This window comes from Pseudomonas sp. RIT357, from assembly GCF_000632245.1.
Classification (GTDB): Bacteria; Pseudomonadota; Gammaproteobacteria; order Pseudomonadales; family Pseudomonadaceae; genus Aquipseudomonas; species Aquipseudomonas sivasensis.
In genome coordinates this window covers 380457-402011 of the sequence record NZ_JFYX01000045.1, presented here as the reverse complement: position 1 = coordinate 402011, position 21555 = coordinate 380457, and the positions used below count along the sequence as shown (strand labels likewise).

Here is a 21555-nt window from a genome sequence, read left to right as displayed (position 1 = left end):
GTCGTTTCAGCGATCCCAGGTCGTTGGGCAATCCTGGCAGCCCTCCATATTGGCATCCTGAAAATTCCCATAATGTTGCCGCGCACCAGTCAGCGTGGCGTTTTCAAGGTTGCTCTCGCCGAACTTGGCTTCTTGCAGATTGGCATCGCTGAGGTCGGCACCTTGCAAGTCGGCCTTGCTCAGCCAGGTCATCTCCAAGTCGGCCGCACGCAGGTTGGCCTTGTGCATTTTGGCCCCTGACAGCCGTGCAAATTGCAGGTAGGCCGCACTGAGGTTGGCGTTTTCGAACTGCGCGCCTTGGGCGAACAGGCCCCAACCCTGGATCGCCATCAGCGTGGCGCCGCTAAAGTCCGCCAGGCGCAGGTTGCTTTGTTGCAGGCTGGCGCGGGTCAGGTTGGCGCCTTGCAGCTGGGCCTTTTCCAGGTTGGCCAGGTCGAGGTTGGCATGGCGCAGATCTGCATCGCGCAGGTCGGCACCGGCCAGGTTCATTTTGCTCAGGTTCTGATTTCGAAGGTTGGCGCCCTTGAGGTTGGCGCCGGGGCATTGGCTGTGTTCGGCGATGGTGCAGCCGTTGATGATCAACGGGGCGTCGTCGCCATCGTCGGCGTGGGCCAGGGGTAGGGATAACAGGAGTAGCAAGGGCAGGTAGTTCATTGCGAGACCTCTGGAGATCCTGTGGTGAGTGGGCTTGTTGTGGTGAGCGGGCTTGTCCCGCGCTGGGCTGCGAAGCGGCCCTGGCATTCCTCCAGCACCTGCGTGCGCTCAGGTTCTACGACTGCTGCGCAGCCGAACGCGGGGCAAGCCCGCTCACCACAAAAAAACGCGGCCCGGCATTTTCTGACGGGTTACTTCTGGGCGTCGTCGCCATCGTCGGCGTGGGCCAGGGGTAAGGGACAACAGGAGTAACAAGGGCAGGTAGTTCATTGCGAGACCTCTGGAGATCCTGTGGTGAGCGGGCTTGTTGTGGTGAGCGGGCTTGCCCCGCGCTGGGCTGCGAAGCGGCCCTGGCATTCCTCCAGCACCTGCGTACGCTCAGGTTCTCCGACTGCTGCGCAGCCGAGCGCGGGGCAAGCCCGCTCACCACGAAAAAACGCGGCCCGGCATTTTCTGACGGGTTACTTCTGGGCGTCGTCGCCATCGTCGGCGTGGGCCAGGGGTAGGGATAACAGGAGTAGCAAGGGCAGGTAGTTCATTGCGAGACCTCTGGAGATACTGTGGTGAGCGGGATTGTTGTGGTGAGCGGGCTTGCCCCGCGCTGGGCTGCGAAGCGGCCCTGGCATTCCTCCAGCACCTGCGTGCGCTCAGGTTCTACGACTGCTGCGCAGCCGAGCGCGGGGCAAGCCCGCTCACCACAAAAAAACGCGGCCCGGCATTTCCTGAAGGGTTACTTCTGGGCCGTTTTGTTATCCCAGCTCGGGATCTTGAACACCCAGAAGGACCCGCCTTGCGCCACCGGTTTGGTCAGTTCGGCCATGTCGCCGCCCCACAACGGCACCGCGCCGCCGTAGCCGACGGTCACGCCGATGTACTGTTCGCCATCCTGTTCCCAAGTGATCGGCGGCGAGACGATGCCGCTGCCGGTCTGGAACTTCCACAGCTCCTTGCCGGTTTTGGCGTCGAAGGCCTTGAAGAAACCGTCGCCGGTGCCGGTAAACACCAGGTTGCCCTTGGTGGCCAACACGCCGGCCCACAGTGGCAAGGCTTCCTTGTGCTCCCACACCACCTTGCCGGTAGTCGGGTTCATCGCGCGCAGGGTGCCGACGTGGTCGTCATACATGCGCTTGATGCGGAAACCCATGCCCAGGTAGGCCGAGCCCTTCTTGTAGTTGACCTCTTCGGTCCAGTATTCCTCTTTCCACTGGTTGCCCGGAATGTAGAACAGGCCGGTGTCCTGGCTGTAGGCCATGGGGTTCCAGTTCTTGCCACCCAGGAACGGCGGCGAAACTTCCACCGGCTTGCCTTTGGTTTCACCCGGCAATGGCTTGGCCGGACGCTGGCCTTCGTTCTCCACCGGGCGCCCGGTCTTCAGGTCGATATGACTGGCCCAGGTGATGTTGTCGACAAACGGGAAGGCGTTCTGCAGCTTGCCGTTGTTGCGGTCCACCACGTAGAAGAAGCCGTTGCGGTCGGCGTGGCCGGTGGCCTTGACCACTTTGCCGTCCTTGTCCTTGTAGTCGAACAGCACCAGTTCGTTGTTGCCGGAGAAGTCCCAGGCATCGTTCGGGGTGTGCTGGTAGAACCATTTCACTTCGCCGGTGCTCGGGTCGACGCCAACCTGGCCCGAGGTGTAGAGGCTGTCGAAGTCGTGGGGGTTGCCGTCCTTGGCGGTGCGCGCCCAGGTGTTCCAAGGGCCAGGGTTGCCGGCGCCGACGATGATCGTGTTGGTCTCGGCATCGAAGCTTGCGCTCTGCCAAGGCGCGCCGCCACCGTGGCTCCAGGCCTCGACCTTGCCGGTTTCGGTGGTGGGGTCATCCGGCCACGAAGGGGCCTTGACGTCGCCGGTGGTGGTGCTGTCCTTGCCGTTGAGGCGGCCCATATGGCCTTCCACGAACGGGCGCATCCACACTTCTTCACCGGTGTCGGGGTCGCGGGCAAACAGCTGGCCGACCACGCCGAATTCATCGCCGGAGCTGCCGTGGATCAGCAGCACCTTGCCGCTGACCTTGTCTTTGATCAGCACCGGGGCGCCGGTCATGGTGTAGCCGGCGGCGTGGTCGCCGAATTTCTTGTTCCACACCACTTTGCCGGTGTTTTTGTCGAGGGCGATCAGGCGCGCGTCGAGGGTGCCGAAGTAGATCTTGTCGCCGAAGATCGCCGCGCCGCGGTTGACCACGTCACAGCACGGGCGAATGTTGTCGGGCAGGCGGTGGTTGTAGGTCCACAGGCGCTTGCCGGTCTTTGCATCCAGGGCGAACACGCGGGAGTAGGAACCGGTGACGTACACCACGCCGTCGCTGACGATGGCCTGGGACTCCTGGCCGCGCTGTTTCTCGTCGCCAAAGGAATAGGACCAGGCCGGGGTGAGTTTGAACACGTTCTTGTCGTTGACCTGGGCCAGCGGGCTCCAGCGCTGGGCGTTGGTGCCCATGCCGTATTGCAGCACGTCCTTGGTGGTCAGGTGGTCGTTGGCAATGTCTTCCCAGGTGACGTTGCGTGTCGATTTGGCAGGCTCGGCGGCTGCGAAGGTTGCAGCACTGAGGGACAGGCTGCCCACCAGCATAAAGGCTTGCACGGCAAGGCTTAAAGGTGAGCGGGCGGGTAGCGATCTTATTGTCATGGTTGCAGTTCCCAGTGGAGGTTTTGGCCTGCACAGGGTGGAACGCCGGGGCGCCGGGCGGATACGGAAAAAGTCCCGCTGTGGCCGGGAAGACTTCCCGGACCGCCGCTGTTTTAGGTGTGCCCCACAAGCCCTACTACCAAGGGAGGAGAGGGCGGCCACCAAAGCAGCATACGGCCCATGCCCCGGGGTTTCTAAGATGGTTGCCATAGCCTCTGCAATGAGGTTTTGCGTGCAATCCTGAGGGCAAAAATAATGACAACAAAACACAATGCCTGGCTCGTGGCTGGCCTGTTGGTGGGTGTATTCGGCGCCGGCTCTGTTTGGGCCCATGGCAACGTGGTCCCACAAGCGGTGGAAACCAAGGGCCTGACTTCTATCAAGGACGCCGGCGTGCCGGTCAACGAAGACGGCTGGGCGGCGGTCAATCCGTACCGCACCTCGCCTGAACACGACCGGGCCGTGGAGATTGGTTCGTCCGCCTACAACCAGAACTGCGCCGCTTGCCACGGCCTGGAAGCCAAGTCCGGTGGTATCGCCCCCGACCTGCGCATGCTCGATGTGGGCGAAGCCGGTGATGAGTGGTTCGTCGAGCGTGTGCGCCATGGCGCGGTGCGTGACGGCCGCGTGTACATGCCCAAAATGGCCGACTACCTGAGCCAGGAAGCCTTGTGGGCGGTGCGCACCTACCTGGACAGCGTGCACGTCGAGGAGTAAGCCATGCGCCTGTTCGCTTATGTGCTTGGCCTGGCCCTGCTGTGTTGCCAGCCGGCACAGGCGCAGGTGCGCAGCTATGACCAGATGATCGCTGACGGCGAAATCAAGGTGGCGGTGTACAAGGACTTCGCCCCCTACAGTTTCGAAGACGGCGCCAACGCGCGGGGGGTCGATGTGGAACTGGCCCAGGCCCTGGCCACGGCGCTGGGGGTAAAGCTCAAGTTGATCTGGGCGCCGGCCGGCGAGAAGCTCGATGACGACCTGCGCGACTACATCTGGCGCGGCAGCCAGTTGCACAACCAGCAACTGGCCGACCTGATGATGCGCGCGCCCTACGATCGCGATTACGCACAAAAGCGCAACGACCAGGGCGAACTGGAAAACGGCCATGTGGTGATGTTCGGGCCGTACCAGAACGAACAATGGCAGGTGGCCTATGACCGTCGGCGCCTGGACACGGTCGCCAGCGTGGCGGTGTTCGAGCAGCACCCGATTGGCGTCGAAGTCGACAGCGTGCCGTCGTTCTACCTCACCTCGGTGTTCAACGGCATGCTTGCCGCCAAGACCCATCACTACCCCGACGTCCCCCAGGCATTTGCGGCGATGAAAGCCGGTGAGGTCGATGCGGTGATGGCGATGCGCGGCGAAGTCGATTGGCAGGTGCATGAAGCCCACGACCCGCAACTGGCCCTCGCCGAAAACGCCTACCCGAACATGGGCAAGCAACGCTGGGAGATCGGCATGGCGGTGCACGAGAGCAATCGCCAGCTGGCCTACGCGGTGGAAGAGGCGCTGGAAGGCCTGATCCGCGACGGCGCGGTGCAAGCCATCTATGCCCGTTACGGCCTGCAGTACGAAGTCCCCGAGATGTATCAATAGGAGCAGGCGATGAACTGGCGACTGAGCTGCATCCTGGCGTGCTGGCTGCCGCTGGCGGCTCACGCCGTGGAGATCGACCCGGTGCCGTCGGTGATGTGGGACTTCTATCACAAGCAGTTCCTGGCGCAGGCGCCGTTCGTGTTCGACGACCGAGTCAAGCTGCTCGCGCCGCCGTTCGCCGAAGATGCGCGCCAGGTGCCGCTGGAAATCGACGCCCGCGCCTTCAACGGCCATGTGGTGAAAATCCTCGCCTGGGCCGAGCTCAACCCATTGCCGAAAATCGTCGACTTCCAGCCCAAGGCCGGCGTGCTGCCGTGGCTGTCGCTGCGGATTCGTATCGAACAGGCCACGCCGTTGCGTGCAGCGGTGCTCACCGATGACGGCCTGTGGCATGTGGGCTCGACCCTGATCGACGCGGCAGGTGGCGGCTGCACCGCGCCCAGCGTGGTACGCACCCAGCCCGGTTGGGAAGAGCACATCGGCGAAGTGCTCGGCGGCCGTTACCCGCGTGGTGAGTTCAGCCGCGTGCGTGTGCAGGTGGCGCACCCGATGGACAACGGCATGGTCAGCGGCATCCCCGAGTTTTTTATCAACCATGCGCAACTGCGCGGCCAGGACGGCCAGGTGCTGGCTGATCTTGAGCTGTTCCCGGCGGTCAGCGAGAACCCCAACCTGGCCTTCGACATCGACGCGCCGGGGCCCACCCGACTGGTGCTGCGTGACAACAGCGGCAACGAGTTCGACGCGGCCATCCCCTGACCAGAAGGAGCGCGGCATGCGCTGGATTCTATTGTTGTGCCTGGGCCTGAGCTTGCCCGCCCTGGCAGATCTCGACTACGCCCTCAAGCCCCGGCTGATCGCCGACGACACCTGGCTACTCGAAGGCAGCACTGACAATTTTGCCAAGGCCAATGGCGGCAATATCGTCAACACCGCCTTCATCGTCACCGAGGCCGGCGTGGTGGTGATCGACACCGGGCCGTCGCGGCGCTACGGCGAAGCGATGCGCGAGGCCATCGCCCGCGTCACCCCCAAGCCGGTGATCCAGGTGCTGATTACCCATCATCACCCCGACCATGCGCTGGGCAACCAGGCCTTCAAGGACGTGCCCATCGGCGCCCTGGCCGAGACCACGCGGCTGCTGCATGAGCAGGGCGACGGCATGGCGGAAAACCTCTACCGCATGGTCGGCGACTGGATGCGCGGCACTGAAGTGGTGTTGCCCACTCAGGTGCTGGAACCCGGTGTGCTGAGCGTCGGCCGTCACGACTTGCGCCTGCTCGCGCTCACCGGCCACACCGGCGCCGACCTGGCGATCTTCGACCAGAGCACCGGCGTGCTGTTCGCCGGCGACCTGGTGTTTTACCAACGCGCGCTCACCACCCCCAACAGCCCGGGGCTGGCGGTGTGGCTGGCCGACCTCGGCACCCTGCAAGCCTTGCCCTGGACCCTGATCGTGCCCGGCCATGGCCCGGTGGCCAGCGACGCGCAACCCTTCACGCAAATGCGCGACTACCTGACCTGGCTCGATCAACTGCTGCGTGACGGCGCTGCCAAGGGCAACGACATGGCCGAGATGATCCGCAGCCCCATCCCCGAACGCTTCGCCGCGATCAGCTTGAGCCGCTATGAACTGATCCGCAGCGTCAGCCACCTGTACCCGCGTTACGAGCGCGAGCAGATGCAACCGCTACTAAGGAACTAGCAAACTCGATACTGCGGTCAATTGTGACAATGGCCCCTGCGCCCAAGAATCTGCACCAGACCGGGAAAATTTCCCGGGTATAACAAAAAACCGCAGAGGTAGCCGTCATGACCCAACCCGCACGTCGCCAACCCTTCGCCTTGAGTGTGTTGCTCGGTGCCATCCTGTTATCCGGCCAGGCCATGGCCTCGGTCACCGATGAGGACATCCTCCAGGACCCGAAAAACCCCGGGCAGATCGTCACCAACGGCCTGGGCGTGCAGGGCCAGCGCTACAGCCCCCTCGACACCCTGAACGTCGACAACGTCAAGGAACTGCGCCCGGTCTGGGCGTTTTCCTTTGGCGGCGAAAAGCAGCGTGGGCAACAGGCGCAGCCGATGATCAAGGACGGGGTGATGTACCTCACCGGTTCCTACTCGCGGGTGTTCGCGGTGGATGCGCGCACCGGCAAGAAGCTCTGGCAGTACGATGCGCGTCTGCCCGATGACATCCGCCCGTGCTGTGACGTGATCAACCGTGGCGTGGCGCTGTACGGCGACCTGGTGTTCTTCGGCACCCTCGACGCCAAGCTGGTGGCGCTGAACAAAGACACCGGCAAAGTGGTGTGGAGCAAGCAGGTCGCCGATCACAAGGAAGGCTACTCGATCAGCGCCGCGCCCCTGGTGGTCAACGGCAAGCTGATCACCGGCGTGGCCGGTGGCGAATTCGGCGTGGTCGGCAAGATCCAGGCCTATGACCCGAAAAACGGCGAGCTGCTGTGGAGCCGCCCGACGGTCGAAGGCCATATGGGTTATGTCTACAAAGACGGCAAGGCTGTGGAAAACGGCATCTCCGGCGGCGAGGCGGGCAAGACCTGGCCGGGGGATTTGTGGAAAACCGGCGGCGCGGCACCGTGGCTGGGCGGCTATTACGACCCGGAAACCAACCTGCTGCTGTTCGGCACCGGCAACCCGGCGCCGTGGAACTCGCACCTGCGCCCTGGCGACAACCTTTACTCGTCCTCGCGCCTGGCGCTGAACCCGGACGACGGCACCATCAAGTGGCACTTCCAGAGCACGCCCCACGACGGTTGGGACTATGACGGCGTCAACGAGCTGGTCTCCTTCAACTACACCGAAGGTGGCAAGGAAATCAAAGCGGCGGCCACCGCCGACCGCAACGGCTTCTTCTACGTGCTCGATCGCACCAACGGCAAGTTCATCCGTGGCTTCCCGTTTGTCGACAAGATCACCTGGGCCACGGGTCTGGATAAGGACGGTCGTCCGATCTACAACGAAGCCAGCCGCCCAGGTGCGCCGGGCAGCGAAACCAAGGGCACTTCGGTGTTTGTCGCACCGGCGTTCCTCGGTGCGAAGAACTGGATGCCGATGGCCTACAACCGTGACACCGGGCTGTTCTACGTGCCGTCCAACGAGTGGGGCATGGACATCTGGAACGAAGGTATCGCCTACAAGAAAGGCGCGGCGTTCCTCGGCGCGGGCTTCACTATCAAGCCGTTGAACGAAGACTACATCGGCGTACTGCGCGCCATCGATCCTAAGACGGGTAAGGAAGTCTGGCGCCACAAGAACTTCGCGCCGCTGTGGGGCGGGGTGCTGACCACCAAGGGCAACCTGGTGTTCACCGGTACGCCGGAAGGTTTCCTGCAAGCATTCAACGCCAAGACTGGCGAGAAGGTCTGGGAATTCCAGACCGGCTCCGGCGTGCTCGGTTCGCCTGTGACCTGGGAAATGGACGGCGAACAGTACGTCTCGGTGCTCTCCGGCTGGGGCGGCGCGGTGCCGTTGTGGGGCGGTGAGGTGGCCAAGCGCATCAAGGACTTCAACCAGGGCGGCATGCTCTGGACCTTCAAGCTGCCCAAAGAGCTGGTCGCCAAACACTGAATCTACGACCAAATGACAAGTGCCCCCCTGCCAACGGCGCATTCGCCCGGCAACGGGGGCTCTTTACTATCGGGTCATCGCCTGTTGACCGACAGGCCCGGACCCAGACAGAGGCTTTAACATGATCTACGCACAACCTGGCACCCCTGGCGCTATCGTCAGCTTCAAGCAGCGCTACGGAAATTACATCGGCGGAGAGTTCGTCGCCCCGCTGAGCGGTGAGTATTTCACCAACACCTCGCCAGTGACCGGTGAAGCGATCGCCGAATTCCCGCGCTCCAACGCTGCCGATATCGACAAAGCCCTCGACGCCGCCCATGCCGCCGCCGACGCCTGGGGCAAGACGTCGCCCCAGGATCGCTCCCTGGTGCTGCTGAAAATCGCCGACCGTATCGAGCAGAATCTCGAAGTACTGGCCGTGACCGAAAGCTGGGACAACGGCAAGGCCGTGCGCGAAACCCTCAACGCTGACGTGCCCCTGGCCGCCGACCACTTCCGCTACTTCGCCGGCTGCATCCGCGCCCAGGAAGGCGGCGCCGCCGAGATCAACGAACACACCGCGGCCTATCACTTCCATGAGCCATTGGGCGTGGTCGGGCAGATCATTCCGTGGAACTTCCCGCTGCTGATGGCCGCCTGGAAACTCGCCCCGGCCCTCGCTGCCGGTAACTGCATCGTGCTCAAGCCGGCCGAGCAGACACCGCTGTCGATCATGGTGTTTGCCGAGCTGATCAATGACCTGCTGCCACCGGGCGTGCTGAATATCGTGCAGGGCTTTGGCCGCGAAGCCGGGGAGGCACTGGCCACCAGCAAGCGCATCGCCAAGATTGCCTTTACCGGCTCGACCCCAATCGGTGCGCACATCATGCATGCGGCCGCCGAGAACCTCATTCCGTCCACCGTGGAACTGGGCGGCAAGTCGCCGAACATCTTCTTCGAAGACATCATGCAGGCCGAGCCGCAATTCATCGAAAAAGCCGCCGAAGGCCTGGTGTTGGCGTTCTTCAACCAGGGCGAAGTGTGCACCTGCCCGTCGCGGGCGCTGGTGCAGGAGTCGATCTACGACGACTTCATGAAAGTGGTGATGAAGAAGATCGTCAAGATCAAGCGCGGCAACCCGTTGGATACCGAGACCATGGTCGGCGCCCAGGCGTCCGAGCAGCAATACGACAAGATCCTCTCCTACCTCAAGATCGCCCAGGAAGAGGGCGCCGAGCTGCTCACCGGCGGCGCGGCCGAGCGCCTGGAAGGCGACCTGTCCAGCGGTTATTACATCCAGCCGACCCTGCTCAAGGGCCACAACAAGATGCGCGTGTTCCAGGAAGAAATCTTCGGCCCGGTGGTGGGTATCACCACCTTCAAAGACGAAGCCGAGGCCCTGGCCATTGCCAACGACAGCGAATTCGGCCTCGGCGCCGGGCTGTGGACCCGCGACATCAACCGCGCCTACCGCATGGGCCGGGCGATCAAGGCTGGCCGCGTGTGGACCAACTGTTATCACCTGTACCCGGCGCATGCGGCGTTTGGCGGCTACAAGAAGTCGGGCGTGGGGCGTGAGAACCACAAGATGATGCTCGATCACTACCAGCAGACCAAGAATTTGCTGGTGAGCTACGACATCAATCCATTGGGTTTCTTCTAACCCTCTGATGCAACGCGGTTCCCTGTGGGAGGGGGCTTGCTCCCGATGGCGGTGGGTCAGTCAACAGTGATGTGGCTGACACATTGCTATCGGGAGCAAGCCCCCTCCCACATTTTGCTCCCTGTACATTCGCGACTAATGCAGTGCACTCACTCCTTCGAAAGTAGCATTCGCACCCCCATCCCCCCATGCATTAATGCCTCTACCGGAATCTTCCGGCACAACAAGAGGACTCTCCCCATGTGGACCAAACCCGCCTTCACCGACCTGCGTATCGGCTTCGAAGTGACCATGTACTTCGCCAGCCGTTGATCCATCTCCGGCCAGCCTCGCGCTGGCCGGTGCCGTATTGGGAATGACCCTTTGGTCTGATTGCATTCGCCTGCGAATGGGTTAGTGTGAAGCGCATCTCCCAAAAATAATAAGAACAGGCTTTCCAATGAGCCCCAATCTGAGCCTCCTGCGTAAATTCGTCTCGCCTGAAATCATCTTCGGTGCCGGCTGCCGGCACAACGTCGGTAACTATGCCAAGACCTTTGGTGCGCGCAAGGTGCTGGTCGTCAGCGACCCCGGTGTGATCGCTGCCGGTTGGGTGGCGGATGTGGAAGCCAGCCTGCAAGCCATCGGTATCGACTACTGCCTGTACAGCGCTGTGTCGCCCAACCCGCGCGTCGAAGAAGTAATGCTCGGCGCCGAGGTGTATCGGGAAAACCATTGCGACGTGATCGTGGCCATCGGCGGCGGCAGTCCGATGGATTGCGGCAAGGCCATCGGCATTGTGGTCGCCCATGGGCGTAGCATTCTTGAGTTCGAGGGCGTGGACACCATTCGTGTGCCCAGCCCGCCGTTGATCCTGATCCCCACCACCGCCGGTACGTCGGCGGATGTCTCGCAGTTCGTGATCATTTCCAACCAGCAGGAGCGCATGAAGTTTTCCATCGTCAGCAAGGCGGTGGTGCCGGATGTGTCGCTGATCGACCCGGAAACCACGGCGAGCATGGACCCGTTCCTGTCCGCCTGTACCGGCATCGACGCGCTGGTGCATGCCATCGAGGCGTTCGTGTCCACCGGCCACGGCCCACTGACCGACCCCCATGCGCTGGAAGCCATGCGCCTGATCAACGGCAACCTGGTGCAGATGATCGCCAACCCCACGGACATTGCCCTGCGCGAGAAAATCATGCTCGGCAGCATGCAGGCGGGCCTGGCGTTTTCCAACGCGATCCTCGGCGCCGTGCATGCCATGTCCCACAGCCTCGGCGGCTTTCTCGATTTGCCCCACGGTTTGTGCAACGCGGTGCTGGTGGAGCATGTGGTGGCGTTCAACTACAACTCGGCGCCGGAGCGCTTCAAGGTGATTGCCGAGACCTTTGGCATTGACTGCCGTGGCCTCAACCATCGACAGATCTGCGGACGATTGGTCGACCACCTGATCGCGCTCAAACATGCAATTGGCTTCCACGAAACCCTGGGTCTGCATGGGGTGCGCGTGGCGGATATTCCGTTCCTGTCCGAGCATGCGATGGACGACCCCTGCATCCTCACCAACCCTCGTGAGTCCAGCCAGCGTGACGTCGAGGTTGTTTATGGCGAAGCGCTCTGACGACCAGCAACAAGCACTGGCCGGGCTGCTGGGCCTGGGTAATCACTCGGCACGCAAGAGTCACTACCCGGAACTCACCGCGCGCCTCGACGAGCTGGAGGCGGAGCGCAACCGCTATATCCGTCTCAACGATGAGCTGGAACAGCGCGTGGCCGCGCGCACCGACGAACTGCTGGAAGCCAATCGCAACCTGCAACAGCAGATCGCCCAGCGTGAGCAGGTCGAGCAGGAGTTGCGCGATGCGCGCGACGCCGCGGAGGCTGCCAACCGCAGCAAGGACAAATACCTCGCCGCCGCGAGCCATGACCTGCTGCAACCGCTGAACGCGGCGCGGCTGCTGATCTCCACCCTGCGTGAACGCAACTTGCCCAGCGTCGAGCAGGTACTGGTGGAACGTACTCACCAGGCGCTGGAAGGCGCGGAAGATTTACTCACCGATTTGCTGGATATTTCGCGGCTCGACCAGGCGGCGGTCAAACCCGACGTGGCGCTGTATCGCCTGGATGAACTGTTTGCGCCGCTGGTCTCGGAGTTCCAATCGGTGGCGCTGGCGGCCGGGCTGAACCTGCGTGCGCGTACCGGCCATTATGCGATTCGCACCGACTTGCGCCTGGTGACGCGGATCCTGCGTAACTTCCTCAGCAATGCCTGCCGCTACACCGACGAGGGCTGCATTCTGCTCGGCGCGCGCCGCCGTGGTGACCGCCTGCGCCTGGAGGTGTGGGACACCGGGCGCGGCATCGCGGCCGACCGGCTCGACGCGATCTTCCTCGAATTCAACCAGCTCGACGTCGGCCGCGCCTCGGATCGCAAAGGCGTGGGGCTGGGCCTGGCGATTGTCGAGCGTATCGCCGAGATCCTCGGCTACCCGGTGGCGGTCCGTTCGTGGCCGGGGCGTGGCTCGATGTTCAGCATCGAGGTGCCCATCAGCGAAGAGATGCCCCTGGCGATCAGCCAACTGCCGGTGCTGCCGACCACGGGCAACCCGCTGCCGGGGCGGCGTTTGCTGGTGATCGATAACGAGGTGAGCATCCTCGAAAGCATGCGCGCGCTGCTGGTGCAGTGGGGCTGTGAGGTGGTCACCGCCACCGACCAGGCCGGCGCGTTACTGGCGTTGCAGGGCAGGGCGCCGGAGTTGATCCTCGCCGACTACCACCTCGACCACGGCGTGGTGGGCGCTGCGGTGGTCAAGCATCTGCGCGAGCATTTCGCGCAAAAGATCCCGGCCGTGATCATCACCGCCGACCGCACCGACCAATGCCGTCGTGTGCTGCGCCGCCTGGACGCGCCGTTGTTGAACAAACCGCTCAAGCCCGGCAAGTTGCGGGCGGTATTGAGCCAGTTATTGACCTAGGGTCTTGATACCCGTCAACACCCGTTGCGGCGCTTTGCCCCATGCTGCCTGCCTGATTTAGAGCACGACGGAGCCCGCCATGAACGCCCCCGCAACAACCGCAGCATCCTTCAAGTTGCCCCTGGGCCTGGTGATCGGCGTACTGGCGATGGTCGGCGTGCTGCTGTTGCCGCTGCCCGCCGATCTGCCGGTGGCCGGGCAGCGCATGCTGGCGATCCTCGCGTTTGCCGTGGTGGTGTGGATCACCGAGGCGGTGTCTTATGAGGCCAGCGCGATCATGATCACCTCGCTCATGGCATTTTTGCTGGGCACGGCGCCGTCGCTGCAAGACCCCGCCCACCTGATCGGCTCCAGCCCGGCCATCAGCATGGCGCTCACCGGCTTTTCCAACCCGGCACTGGCCTTGGTGGCGGGCGCGTTGTTCATTGCGGCGGCCATGACCCACACCGGCCTCGACCGGCGCATCGCCCTCGTGACCCTGACCCGCGTCGGCACCAGCACCCGCGGCATTCTGCTGGGGGCGATTGCGGTGACCATCCTGCTCAGCCTCGTGGTGCCCAGTGCCACCGCGCGCAGTGCCTGTGTGGTGCCGATCATGATGGGCGTGGTCGCCGCGTTTGGCGTGGACAAGCGCTCCAATATTGCCGCCGGCCTGATGATCGTGGTGGCCCAGGGCACCAGCATCTGGAACGTCGGCATCCAGACCGCCGCCGCGCAAAACCTGCTGACCGTGGGCTTTATGGACAAGATGCTCGGCCAGCGCGTGTCGTGGATCGACTGGCTGATCGCCGGCGCGCCGTGGGCGGTGATCATGTCGGCGGTGTTGCTGTTCCTGGTGATCAAGCTGCTGCCGCCGGAAACCGACAGCATCCCCGGTGGTAAAGAGGCCGTGGCCCAGTCCCTGGTGGACATCGGCCCGATGACCGGCCCGCAGAAGCGCTTGCTCACCGTGTCGGTGCTGTTGCTGTTGGCGTGGGCGACGGAAGGGCGCCTGCACCCTTTCGACACCACCTCGACCACCTACGCCGGGCTGGTGTTCCTGCTGTTGCCGGGGATTGGGGTGATGACCTGGAAGGATGTGCAGTCGCGTATTCCGTGGGGCACGGTGATTGTGTTCGGCGTGGGCATCAGCCTCGGCACCGCGTTGCTGACGACCCAAGCCGGGCAGTGGCTGGGCTCCCAGGTGGTGGCGCACACCGGGTTGGATCAGGTCGGGCCGTTGGGGGTGTTTGCGATTTTGGGAGCGTTTTTGATTGTGATCCACCTGGGCTTTGCCAGCGCCACGGCGCTGACCTCGGCGCTGTTGCCGATCCTGATTGCGGTGTTGCAGACCTTGCCCGGGGAGTTCAACCGGTTGGGGATGACCATGCTGCTGGGGTTTGTGATGAGCTACGGGTTCATCCTGCCGATTAATGCGCCGCAGAATATGGTGTGCCTGGGGACTGGGACGTTTACGGCGCGGCAGTTCGCCAAGGTGGGGATTCTGGTGACGGTGATCGGGTATGGGCTGATGTTGGTGTTTGCGGCGACTTACTGGAGTTGGTTGGGTTGGATCTGATCGGGAAGGCGGTTCTGGATGGGCATGCAATCCAAAGAGAGCAAGCCCCCTCCGACTTTTGACCGTACCCGCTCCAGGCATCAATTCCATGCCCAAGATGGCAAGATGAACCCCGCTCAGGTTTACTACTCTGAGTAATGGTTTTACCGACCTCACCCGTCGGGTCATCTAGGTCATCGAATGGATAAATACACCCCCCACACCTGGGAACCCCACGAGCGCCCGAGCCTGCCCGGTTCGCCGTCGACGCCGTGGCACCCTACGCACAAGCGTTGGCTGTATGCGCTGGTCGGTGTGCTGGTCGCGATCACTGGCGGCCTGGGAAATGCCCTGGTCATCGCCAACCTGCAATACCTGCAAGGCGCCCTCGGCGCGACCACAGCGGAAATGGCCTGGCTGCCCGCCGCCTATGTGATGACCAATGTGTGCATGAACCTGCTGCTGGTGAAGTTCCGCCAGCAGTTCGGCCTGCGCGTGTTCACCGAGGTGTTCCTGGTGCTGTACGCGCTGGTGACCTTCGGCCACTTGTTCGTTAACGATCTCAGTTCGGCCATCGCGGTACGGGCGGCCCACGGGATGGTGGGCGCGGCCCTGAGTTCGTTGGGCTTGTACTACATGATCCAGGCGTTCCCCGCTAAGTGGCGACTCAAAGCCCTGGTGCTGGGGTTGGGCACGGCGCAGTTGGCGTTGCCGCTGGCGCGGTTGTTCTCCGAAGATTTGCTGCAAATCGCCGAGTGGCGCGGTTTGTACCTGTTTGAATTGGGGATGGCGCTGATCTGCCTGGGGTGTGTGTTCTTGCTCAAGTTGCCGCCGGGTGACCGCTTCAAGACCTTTGAGAAACTCGACTTCCTGACCTTCGGCATCCTCGCCACCGGCGTGGCGTTGCTCTGTGCGGTGCTGTCCCTGGGGCGCATTGACTGGTGGCTGGAAGCCCCGTGGATCGGTATCGCGTCAGCCTGTTCCCTGGTGTTGATCATGGCCGGCCTGGCCATTGAGCATAACCGCGCCAACCCGATGTTGATGACTCGTTGGCTGGGCAGCGGCACCATGATTCGCCTGGCACTGGCGGTGATCCTGATTCGCATGGTGCTGTCGGAGCAGTCCACCGGTGCGGTCGGGTTCATGCAGATGCTGAACATGAGCTACCAGCAGATGCATACGCTGTACGTGGTGATGCTGGCCGGTGCGATCAGCGGGCTGGCGGTCAGTGCGCTGACGATTAACCCGGCTCACCTGCTGATGCCGCTGGTGATTTCCCTGGCGCTGATGGCCACGGGCTCGGTGATGGACAGTTTCTCCAGCAACCTGACCCGGCCCGAAAACCTGTATATCAGCCAGTTCCTGTTGGGCTTTGGCGGCACTTTTTTCCTGGGACCGACCATGGTGTTGGGCACCAAGAACGTGCTGACGAACCCGCGCAATCTGGTGAGTTTTTCGGTGATGTTCGGCATTTGCCAGAACCTCGGCGGCCTGATTGGAGCTGCGTTGCTGGGAACGTTCCAGGTCGTGCGGGAGAAGTTTCATTCCAGCATGATCGTCGAACACTTGACCTTGCTCGACCCGCGTGTGGCCGCGCGGGTGAGCAGCGGTGGCTCGGCCTATGGCGGTGTCATTGCCGACCCCGAGCTGCGCAACCTGATGGGTATCCGCAGCTTGGCCACGGCGGCCACCCGTGAAGCGAATGTCATGGCTTACAACGATGTGTTCATGCTGATTGCGATCATCGCGATCCTGACCATGCTCTGGATATTTATTCGCAGTCTGTGGCTGATGAGTACCACCCAAGCAGCAGCCCCTCCCGTTCAACCCAGCGGCGCACCTTCATGACCGAACCTTCGACAACCACCACCACCGCCATTGCATCCACCCCGGAAGGCACCATGCCGCCCGGCGCCACGGTCACCGAGCCGCGCTCATTGCGCGTGCGCATCCTTTCGTCCATGGGCTTCGCCGCGATTGCCATCGTCGGGGTACTGATCGTGCTGTATGCCTGGCAACTGCCGCCTTTCAGCAGCGCGGTGGAAACCACTGAAAACGCCCTGGTACGTGGCCAAGTGACGATTATTGGCCCGCAGCTCAGCGGCTATGTGTTCGAGGTGCCAGTGCAGGACTTCCAGTACGTCAAGGCCGGTGACTTGTTGGTGCGCCTTGATGATCGCATCTACAAGCAGCGCCTGGACCAAGCCTTGGCGCAACTGGCGGTGCAGAAGGCCTCGCTGGCCAATGTTGTGCAGCAGCGCAACAGCGCCGAAGCGACCATCAAGTTACGCCAGGCTGCGCTGGTAGACAGCCAGGCACAGGCGCGTAAAAGCACTGCGGATTTGCGTCGTAACGAGGAGCTGATCAGCGACGGTTCGGTGTCCAAGCGCGAGCTGGACGTGACCCGTGCTGCCAATGCGCAGACGGTCGCCGCCGTCGCCCAAGCCCAGGCCAGCCTGGAAATCGCGCGGCAGGATTTGCAGACGGTGATCGTCAATCGCGGCTCCCTGGAAGCGGCGGTGGCGAGTGCCGATGCGGCGGTGGAATTGGCGCGGATCGATCTGTCCAACACCCGCATCACCGCGCCCCGCGACGGTCAGTTGGGGCAGATTGGCGTGCGCCTCGGTGCCTACGTCAACTCTGGCGCGCAGCTGATGGCACTGGTGCCGAAGCAGCTGTGGGTGATTGCCAATATGAAAGAAACCCAAATGGACAATGTGCAGGTCGGCCAGCCGGTGACCTTTACCGTGGATGCGCTGAACCACCGCAAGTTTCATGGCACGGTGCAGCATATTTCGCCGGCCACCGGCTCGGAGTTCAGCCTGTTGCAGGCGGACAACGCGACGGGCAACTTTGTGAAGATTGCCCAGCGCGTGCCGGTAAGGATTACGGTGGACCCGGATCAGGCTGAGAGCGAACGGTTGCGGCCGGGGTTGTCGGTTGTCGTGAGTATCGATACGGCTGGGCGTCTGAAAAACTCTCCACCCTGACATCACTGACAAAACCTAAATCAAAACTGTGGGAGGGGCTTGCCCCTGATAGCTATAGGTATTTACGCCACTTTATAGCAGTCAACGGTAATCACGATGCGAAGCGAGCCGCCGTAAGGGCGGAACCCATAGCGGCCGTTGGCTGAATAATGGATATGTACTCGGTCTGTTCCAGCATCCTGTTCGGCTGTCAGGCCGCCATCGGGGGCAAGCCCCTTCCCACATTTTGAATGTATTTCAGGGTGAAGTTGAGTTGGACCGACTGATTGTGTTCCAGCAGTTTCAGGCCCGGCCGTCCCGCCAGGTGATGAGCATTCACCGGATGACTCACCGGCTCGATGCAAAAGAACCCCAGCCCCGGCGGGCAGTACAGCAGGAAGTAATCGGCCCCGCTGGCCTGGCATTCCAGCGTATAGCCCAGGTCCGGCTGTTCGATCCGGCAATACCCGTCCCACTGGCAAAAGCCGTTGTCCACCAAGCCTTGGGGCAGGGCATTCATTTCCTGGAAATCCCACTCGTTCGGCACCGGTGCCAAGCCGGTCGGCAGCTTGGACGCGTCACTCATCCACACCTGCGCGGCCTTGGCCTGCAACCGGGTACCCGGCCGACGCGGAAAGTACGGATGCAAGCCCACGCCATGCCACGCCGCTGTTTCGGCCAGATGGGTCACGCGCAGTTCGATATGCAAGGCCCCATCGCTCAAGTGAATCCGCTGCTCGGCGCGATAGGCAAAAGGCGTCTCGCAGACCACCTCCAGCACCACTTCATCTGCCGACTGGCTGACCACCTGCCACGCTTGTTGCCAGGCCGAACCGTGAATCGGCAGCGGATCGGTCAGGCTGTTAGGCGTGAGCACCAGCCAACCGTCGGGGTTATCGAAACCGCCGTGGGCAATGCGGTTGGACCAGGGCACCAACGGATAGCACCCCAGCTTGCCCGGCAAACCGGTATGGATTGCCTGCTCATCGTTATGGCGCAGCAACGGCTGCCCGGTGGCGCGCACCGTCCAGTTGACGATGCTGCCGCCCACGGCCGGATTCAAGGTGAGGTGGGTCAGGTTGTCTTCAAGTTCAATCAGCATTACAGCACCACGCTCGGCAGCCACAGCGACAATGCTGGAATGTACGTCACTGCTATCAGTACCAGGAACAGCACGGCATAAAACGGCACCAGCGCCTTTACGGTTTTCTCGATGGTGGTTTTGCCCACCGCTGCTCCGACAAACAGCACCGCGCCCACCGGCGGGGTGATCAGACCGATGCCGAGGTTCACCAGCATGATCATGCCGAAGTGCACCGGGTCGACGCCGATACCCAACACCACCGGCAACAGGATCGGCGTGAGGATCAGGATCAGCGGCGCCATGTCCATCACCGTGCCGAGCAACAGCAGCATGGCGTTGATGCACATCAGGATCACGTAGCGGTTGTCCGACAGCGTCAGGAACAGCGTGGTGATCTTCGCCGGGATCTGCATCAGGGTCATGATGTAGCCGAAGCTGGCGGCGAAGGCGATCAGGATCATCACGATGGAAATCGTGCGCACCGTGCGGTGCATCAGCTTGGGCAGCTCGCGCCACTTGTAGTCGCGGTAGATGAACATGGTCACGAAGAACGCCCACAGCACCGCAATCGCGGCGGACTCGGTGGCAGTGAAGATGCCCGAGAGGATGCCGCCGAGGATGATCACCATGGCCATCAGGCCCCAGAGCGCATCGGCGGCAATCTTCAGCGCCTGCTTCAGGGGGATGACTTCGCCTTTGGGGTAGTTGCGTTTCTTCGCGAAGATCAGGCACAGCACCATCAGGCACGCGCTCATCAGCAGGCCCGGCACCACGCCGGCCATGAACAGCGAAGCGATGGACACTGTGCCGCCAGCCGCCAGGGAGTAGAGCACCGAGTTGTGGCTGGGTGGCGTGAGTAAGGCCTGCACCGAGCCGCTGACGGTCACCGCCGTGGCAAATTCCCGTGGATAGCCACGGCGCTCCATTTCTGGAATCAGCACCGAGCCCACCGAAGCGGTGTCCGCCACCGACGAGCCGGAGATCGCGCCGAAAAACGTCGAGGCCATGATGTTCACCAGGGACAGCCCGCCGCGCACAAAGCCCACCAGCACCCCGGCAAACGCCACCAGCCGCCGCGACATGCCGCCCTCGGCCATGATCGCCCCAGCCAGCACAAAGAACGGAATCGCCATCAGCGAAAACTTGTTCACCCCGCCGGCCACCTGAATCATCAGGGCCTGGAACGGGATATCGATCCACCACGCGCCGATCAGCGCCGACAGCCCCAGGGCATAGGCCACTGGCATGCCGATCAGGATCAGGGCGATAAAGCTGCCCAGCAGAATCAATGCGTCCATATCAGGCAGCCCCTTCGTTTTCTTCTACCAGGTCGAAGCGCACCACGCGCCGGTTGCTCTGGTCGCCCAGCAGCAGTTTTTCCAGCACGAAAATCAGCGTCAGCACGCCCCCGATGGGGATCGGCATATAGGTGATACCCACGCGCAGGGTGGGGATGGCGCTCATGAACTGGTTCCAGGTGGACAGGCACAACTTGGTGCCCCAGATCGCCATGAACAGGCAGATTGTCGCCATCAGCAGTTGCGAGAAAATGCCGACGATTCGGCGTTGGGCAGGTGGCAGGCGGTCCGTGACCATGGCCACCGACATGTGCGCCCCGGCACGATAACTGGCGGCTGCGCCGATAAAGGTGAACACGAGCATCAGCAGGATAGCGGTGGGCTCCGGCCAGCTGGAACCGGTGCCGAGGATGTAGCGGGCAAAGATGCCCCAGGGAATGATCAGTGCGACCCCGAGGACCGAGAGACCGGCGACCCAGATGCAGGTCATGTAGATACGGTCGTTGATGCGCAGCAGTAGATTCTTCATGGCGTTCACCGTCACCGGGCGCGTCGATGCCGACCGCGCCAGGCCTTGTCAGGGAATGGGGCGTTACTGAACGGCGTCGATACGCTTGATGATGTCGGCGTAAGGCGCGCCGTACTTGGCTCGCACCGCGGCGGTGGCGTCGTAGAAGGGTTTTTTGTCGACGGTGATGAACTCGACCCCGGCCTTCTTGAGTTTTTCCTCACTGCTGGCGGACTTGGCGTCCCACAGCACGCGCTCATCGGCCTGGGCGACTTTGGCGGCTTTTTTCACCATGTCCTGCTGGGCGGGAGTGAGTTTGTTCCAGGTGATTTTCGACATCACGATGGGCTCAGGCAGGATCAGGTGTTCGGTGAGGGTGTAGTACTTGGCGTTCTGGAAGTGGTTGTGTTCCAGCAGGGTGGGCGGGTTGTTCTCTGCGCCGTCGATGACACCGGTCTGCAAGGCACTGAAGATCTCGCCGGTGTCCATGGCGATGCCGTTGGCGCCCATGGCGTTGAAGGCGTCGATGAACAGCGGGTTGCCCTGCACGCGGATCTTCATGCCCTTGAGGTCTTCGATCTTGCGCACCGGTTTCTTGGTGTAAAGGTTGCGCGTGCCGCCGTCCATCCAGGCCAGGGCCACGAGGCCGAACTCGGAGTCGGTGATCTTGGCGAGGATTTCATCGCCGATCTCGCCGTCGATGACCTTGCGCATATGCGCCTGGTCGCGGAACACGAACGGCAGGTTGAAGACGTTCACGTCCGGCACCACCGGCCCGACGATGCCGAGGCTGACGCGGGTCATCTGCACGGCGCCCACTTGGGCCTGTTCGACCACTTCTTTCTCGGAGCCCAGCACGCCGCCCGGGAAGTACTTGAACGTGAGTTCGCCGTTGCTTTCCTTGGTCAGCGCCTTGCCCATGTTTTCTTCGGCAACCACGGTGGGGTAGCCAGCGGGGTGGATGTCGGCGAATTTGATTTCCAGCGCGTGAGCGGCGCTGCTGAGGGTGAACACTGCGGCGGCGAGCAAGGTGCGTTTGAAGTCCATTGGGGGTCACTCCTGTCTTGTTATTTTATTGTTGTATTCAAGGCACAGCGAT

At 62.6% G+C, this 21555-nt stretch carries 18 protein-coding genes; 12 read left to right on the top strand and 6 right to left on the bottom strand.

Annotated features, from left to right (window positions below):
* Positions 1–6: 6 nt before the first annotated feature.
* The gene (locus BW43_RS05890) at positions 7–654 is read right to left on the bottom strand and encodes a pentapeptide repeat-containing protein (protein ID WP_032889975.1); all 648 of its coding nucleotides are present in this window, start codon (positions 652–654) and stop codon (positions 7–9) included.
* Between the two features lie 730 nt (positions 655–1384).
* Entirely contained in the window at positions 1385–3277 is a 1893-nt protein-coding gene (gene exaA, locus BW43_RS05895) for a quinoprotein ethanol dehydrogenase (protein ID WP_032889973.1), read from the bottom strand.
* A 255-nt stretch (positions 3278–3532) separates the two neighbouring features.
* On the opposite strand from exaA, the gene pedF reads away from it, so the two are divergent.
* From pedF to BW43_RS05950, 12 genes are all read left to right on the top strand, one after another.
* The gene (pedF, locus tag BW43_RS05900; protein WP_032889971.1) at positions 3533–3994 is read left to right on the top strand and encodes a cytochrome c-550 PedF; all 462 of its coding nucleotides are present in this window, start codon (positions 3533–3535) and stop codon (positions 3992–3994) included.
* Positions 3995–3997: 3 nt separating this feature from the next.
* On the top strand, positions 3998–4873 hold the full coding sequence (locus BW43_RS05905) for an ABC transporter substrate-binding protein (RefSeq protein ID WP_032889969.1): 876 nt from the start codon (positions 3998–4000) through the stop codon (positions 4871–4873).
* A 9-nt stretch (positions 4874–4882) separates the two neighbouring features.
* Positions 4883–5632, top strand: a complete 750-nt coding sequence (locus BW43_RS05910) for a quinoprotein dehydrogenase-associated SoxYZ-like carrier (RefSeq protein ID WP_032889967.1) — start codon at positions 4883–4885, stop codon at positions 5630–5632.
* Positions 5633–5648: 16 nt separating this feature from the next.
* Complete coding sequence (locus BW43_RS05915) at positions 5649–6578, top strand: quinoprotein relay system zinc metallohydrolase 1 (RefSeq protein ID WP_032889965.1); 930 nt, start codon at positions 5649–5651, stop codon at positions 6576–6578.
* A gap of 107 nt (positions 6579–6685) precedes the next feature.
* Positions 6686–8461 (top strand): PQQ-dependent methanol/ethanol family dehydrogenase, encoded by a 1776-nt coding sequence (locus tag BW43_RS05920; RefSeq protein ID WP_032889964.1) that lies wholly within the window; start codon positions 6686–6688, stop codon positions 8459–8461.
* 121 nt (positions 8462–8582) lie between these two features.
* Positions 8583–10103 carry an aldehyde dehydrogenase family protein gene (locus BW43_RS05925; protein ID WP_032889961.1) on the top strand — a complete coding sequence of 507 codons (1521 nt, stop codon included), beginning with the start codon at positions 8583–8585 and terminating at the stop codon, positions 10101–10103.
* Between the two features lie 240 nt (positions 10104–10343).
* A complete protein-coding gene (pqqA, locus tag BW43_RS28560) occupies positions 10344–10415 on the top strand; it encodes a pyrroloquinoline quinone precursor peptide PqqA (RefSeq protein ID WP_010209364.1) in 72 nt (23 codons plus the stop codon).
* A 127-nt stretch (positions 10416–10542) separates the two neighbouring features.
* The gene (gene ercA / locus BW43_RS05930) at positions 10543–11706 is read left to right on the top strand and encodes an alcohol dehydrogenase-like regulatory protein ErcA (RefSeq protein ID WP_032889958.1); all 1164 of its coding nucleotides are present in this window, start codon (positions 10543–10545) and stop codon (positions 11704–11706) included.
* Positions 11690–13060 (top strand): hybrid sensor histidine kinase/response regulator, encoded by a 1371-nt coding sequence (locus tag BW43_RS05935; protein ID WP_032889957.1) that lies wholly within the window; start codon positions 11690–11692, stop codon positions 13058–13060. The genes ercA and BW43_RS05935 overlap by 17 nt, the downstream gene beginning before the upstream one ends.
* 79 nt (positions 13061–13139) lie before the next feature.
* Complete coding sequence (locus BW43_RS05940; RefSeq protein WP_032889954.1) at positions 13140–14618, top strand: DASS family sodium-coupled anion symporter; 1479 nt, start codon at positions 13140–13142, stop codon at positions 14616–14618.
* 180 nt (positions 14619–14798) lie between these two features.
* Positions 14799–16445 (top strand): MFS transporter, encoded by a 1647-nt coding sequence (locus BW43_RS05945; RefSeq protein ID WP_032889953.1) that lies wholly within the window; start codon positions 14799–14801, stop codon positions 16443–16445.
* Positions 16442–17587, top strand: coding sequence for an HlyD family secretion protein (locus BW43_RS05950; protein ID WP_032889950.1), 1146 nt, complete (start codon positions 16442–16444; stop codon positions 17585–17587). Before BW43_RS05945 ends, BW43_RS05950 begins: the two co-directional genes overlap by 4 nt.
* Positions 17588–17777: 190 nt before the next feature.
* On the opposite strand, the gene BW43_RS05955 is transcribed toward BW43_RS05950, so the two are convergent.
* The 4 genes from BW43_RS05955 to BW43_RS05970 form a co-directional block, all read right to left on the bottom strand.
* On the bottom strand, positions 17778–18668 hold the full coding sequence (locus tag BW43_RS05955; RefSeq protein WP_032889948.1) for an aldose 1-epimerase: 891 nt from the start codon (positions 18666–18668) through the stop codon (positions 17778–17780).
* Entirely contained in the window at positions 18668–19948 is a 1281-nt protein-coding gene (locus BW43_RS05960; protein WP_032889946.1) for a TRAP transporter large permease, read from the bottom strand. The genes BW43_RS05955 and BW43_RS05960 overlap by 1 nt, the downstream gene beginning before the upstream one ends.
* Before the next feature lies 1 nt (position 19949).
* Positions 19950–20477 (bottom strand): TRAP transporter small permease, encoded by a 528-nt coding sequence (locus BW43_RS05965; RefSeq protein WP_032889944.1) that lies wholly within the window; start codon positions 20475–20477, stop codon positions 19950–19952.
* Positions 20478–20540: 63 nt separating this feature from the next.
* On the bottom strand, positions 20541–21503 hold the full coding sequence (locus BW43_RS05970) for a TRAP transporter substrate-binding protein (protein ID WP_032889942.1): 963 nt from the start codon (positions 21501–21503) through the stop codon (positions 20541–20543).
* Between the last annotated feature and the right edge of the window lie 52 nt (positions 21504–21555).

Bases quoted from the DNA above. Each gene is read 5' to 3' on its own strand.
- BW43_RS05890 (WP_032889975.1), bottom strand. From the start codon at position 654: ATGAACTACCTGCCCTTGCTACTCCTGTTATCCCTACCCCTGGCCCAC.
- exaA (WP_032889973.1), bottom strand. From the start codon at position 3,277: ATGACAATAAGATCGCTACCCGCCCGCTCACCTTTAAGCCTTGCCGTG.
- pedF (WP_032889971.1), top strand. From the start codon at position 3,533: ATGACAACAAAACACAATGCCTGGCTCGTGGCTGGCCTGTTGGTGGGT.
- BW43_RS05905 (WP_032889969.1), top strand. From the start codon at position 3,998: ATGCGCCTGTTCGCTTATGTGCTTGGCCTGGCCCTGCTGTGTTGCCAG.
- BW43_RS05910 (WP_032889967.1), top strand. From the start codon at position 4,883: ATGAACTGGCGACTGAGCTGCATCCTGGCGTGCTGGCTGCCGCTGGCG.
- BW43_RS05915 (WP_032889965.1), top strand. From the start codon at position 5,649: ATGCGCTGGATTCTATTGTTGTGCCTGGGCCTGAGCTTGCCCGCCCTG.
- BW43_RS05920 (WP_032889964.1), top strand. From the start codon at position 6,686: ATGACCCAACCCGCACGTCGCCAACCCTTCGCCTTGAGTGTGTTGCTC.
- BW43_RS05925 (WP_032889961.1), top strand. From the start codon at position 8,583: ATGATCTACGCACAACCTGGCACCCCTGGCGCTATCGTCAGCTTCAAG.
- ercA (WP_032889958.1), top strand. From the start codon at position 10,543: ATGAGCCCCAATCTGAGCCTCCTGCGTAAATTCGTCTCGCCTGAAATC.
- BW43_RS05935 (WP_032889957.1), top strand. From the start codon at position 11,690: ATGGCGAAGCGCTCTGACGACCAGCAACAAGCACTGGCCGGGCTGCTG.
- BW43_RS05940 (WP_032889954.1), top strand. From the start codon at position 13,140: ATGAACGCCCCCGCAACAACCGCAGCATCCTTCAAGTTGCCCCTGGGC.
- BW43_RS05945 (WP_032889953.1), top strand. From the start codon at position 14,799: ATGGATAAATACACCCCCCACACCTGGGAACCCCACGAGCGCCCGAGC.
- BW43_RS05950 (WP_032889950.1), top strand. From the start codon at position 16,442: ATGACCGAACCTTCGACAACCACCACCACCGCCATTGCATCCACCCCG.
- BW43_RS05955 (WP_032889948.1), bottom strand. From the start codon at position 18,668: ATGCTGATTGAACTTGAAGACAACCTGACCCACCTCACCTTGAATCCG.
- BW43_RS05960 (WP_032889946.1), bottom strand. From the start codon at position 19,948: ATGGACGCATTGATTCTGCTGGGCAGCTTTATCGCCCTGATCCTGATC.
- BW43_RS05965 (WP_032889944.1), bottom strand. From the start codon at position 20,477: ATGAAGAATCTACTGCTGCGCATCAACGACCGTATCTACATGACCTGC.
- BW43_RS05970 (WP_032889942.1), bottom strand. From the start codon at position 21,503: ATGGACTTCAAACGCACCTTGCTCGCCGCCGCAGTGTTCACCCTCAGC.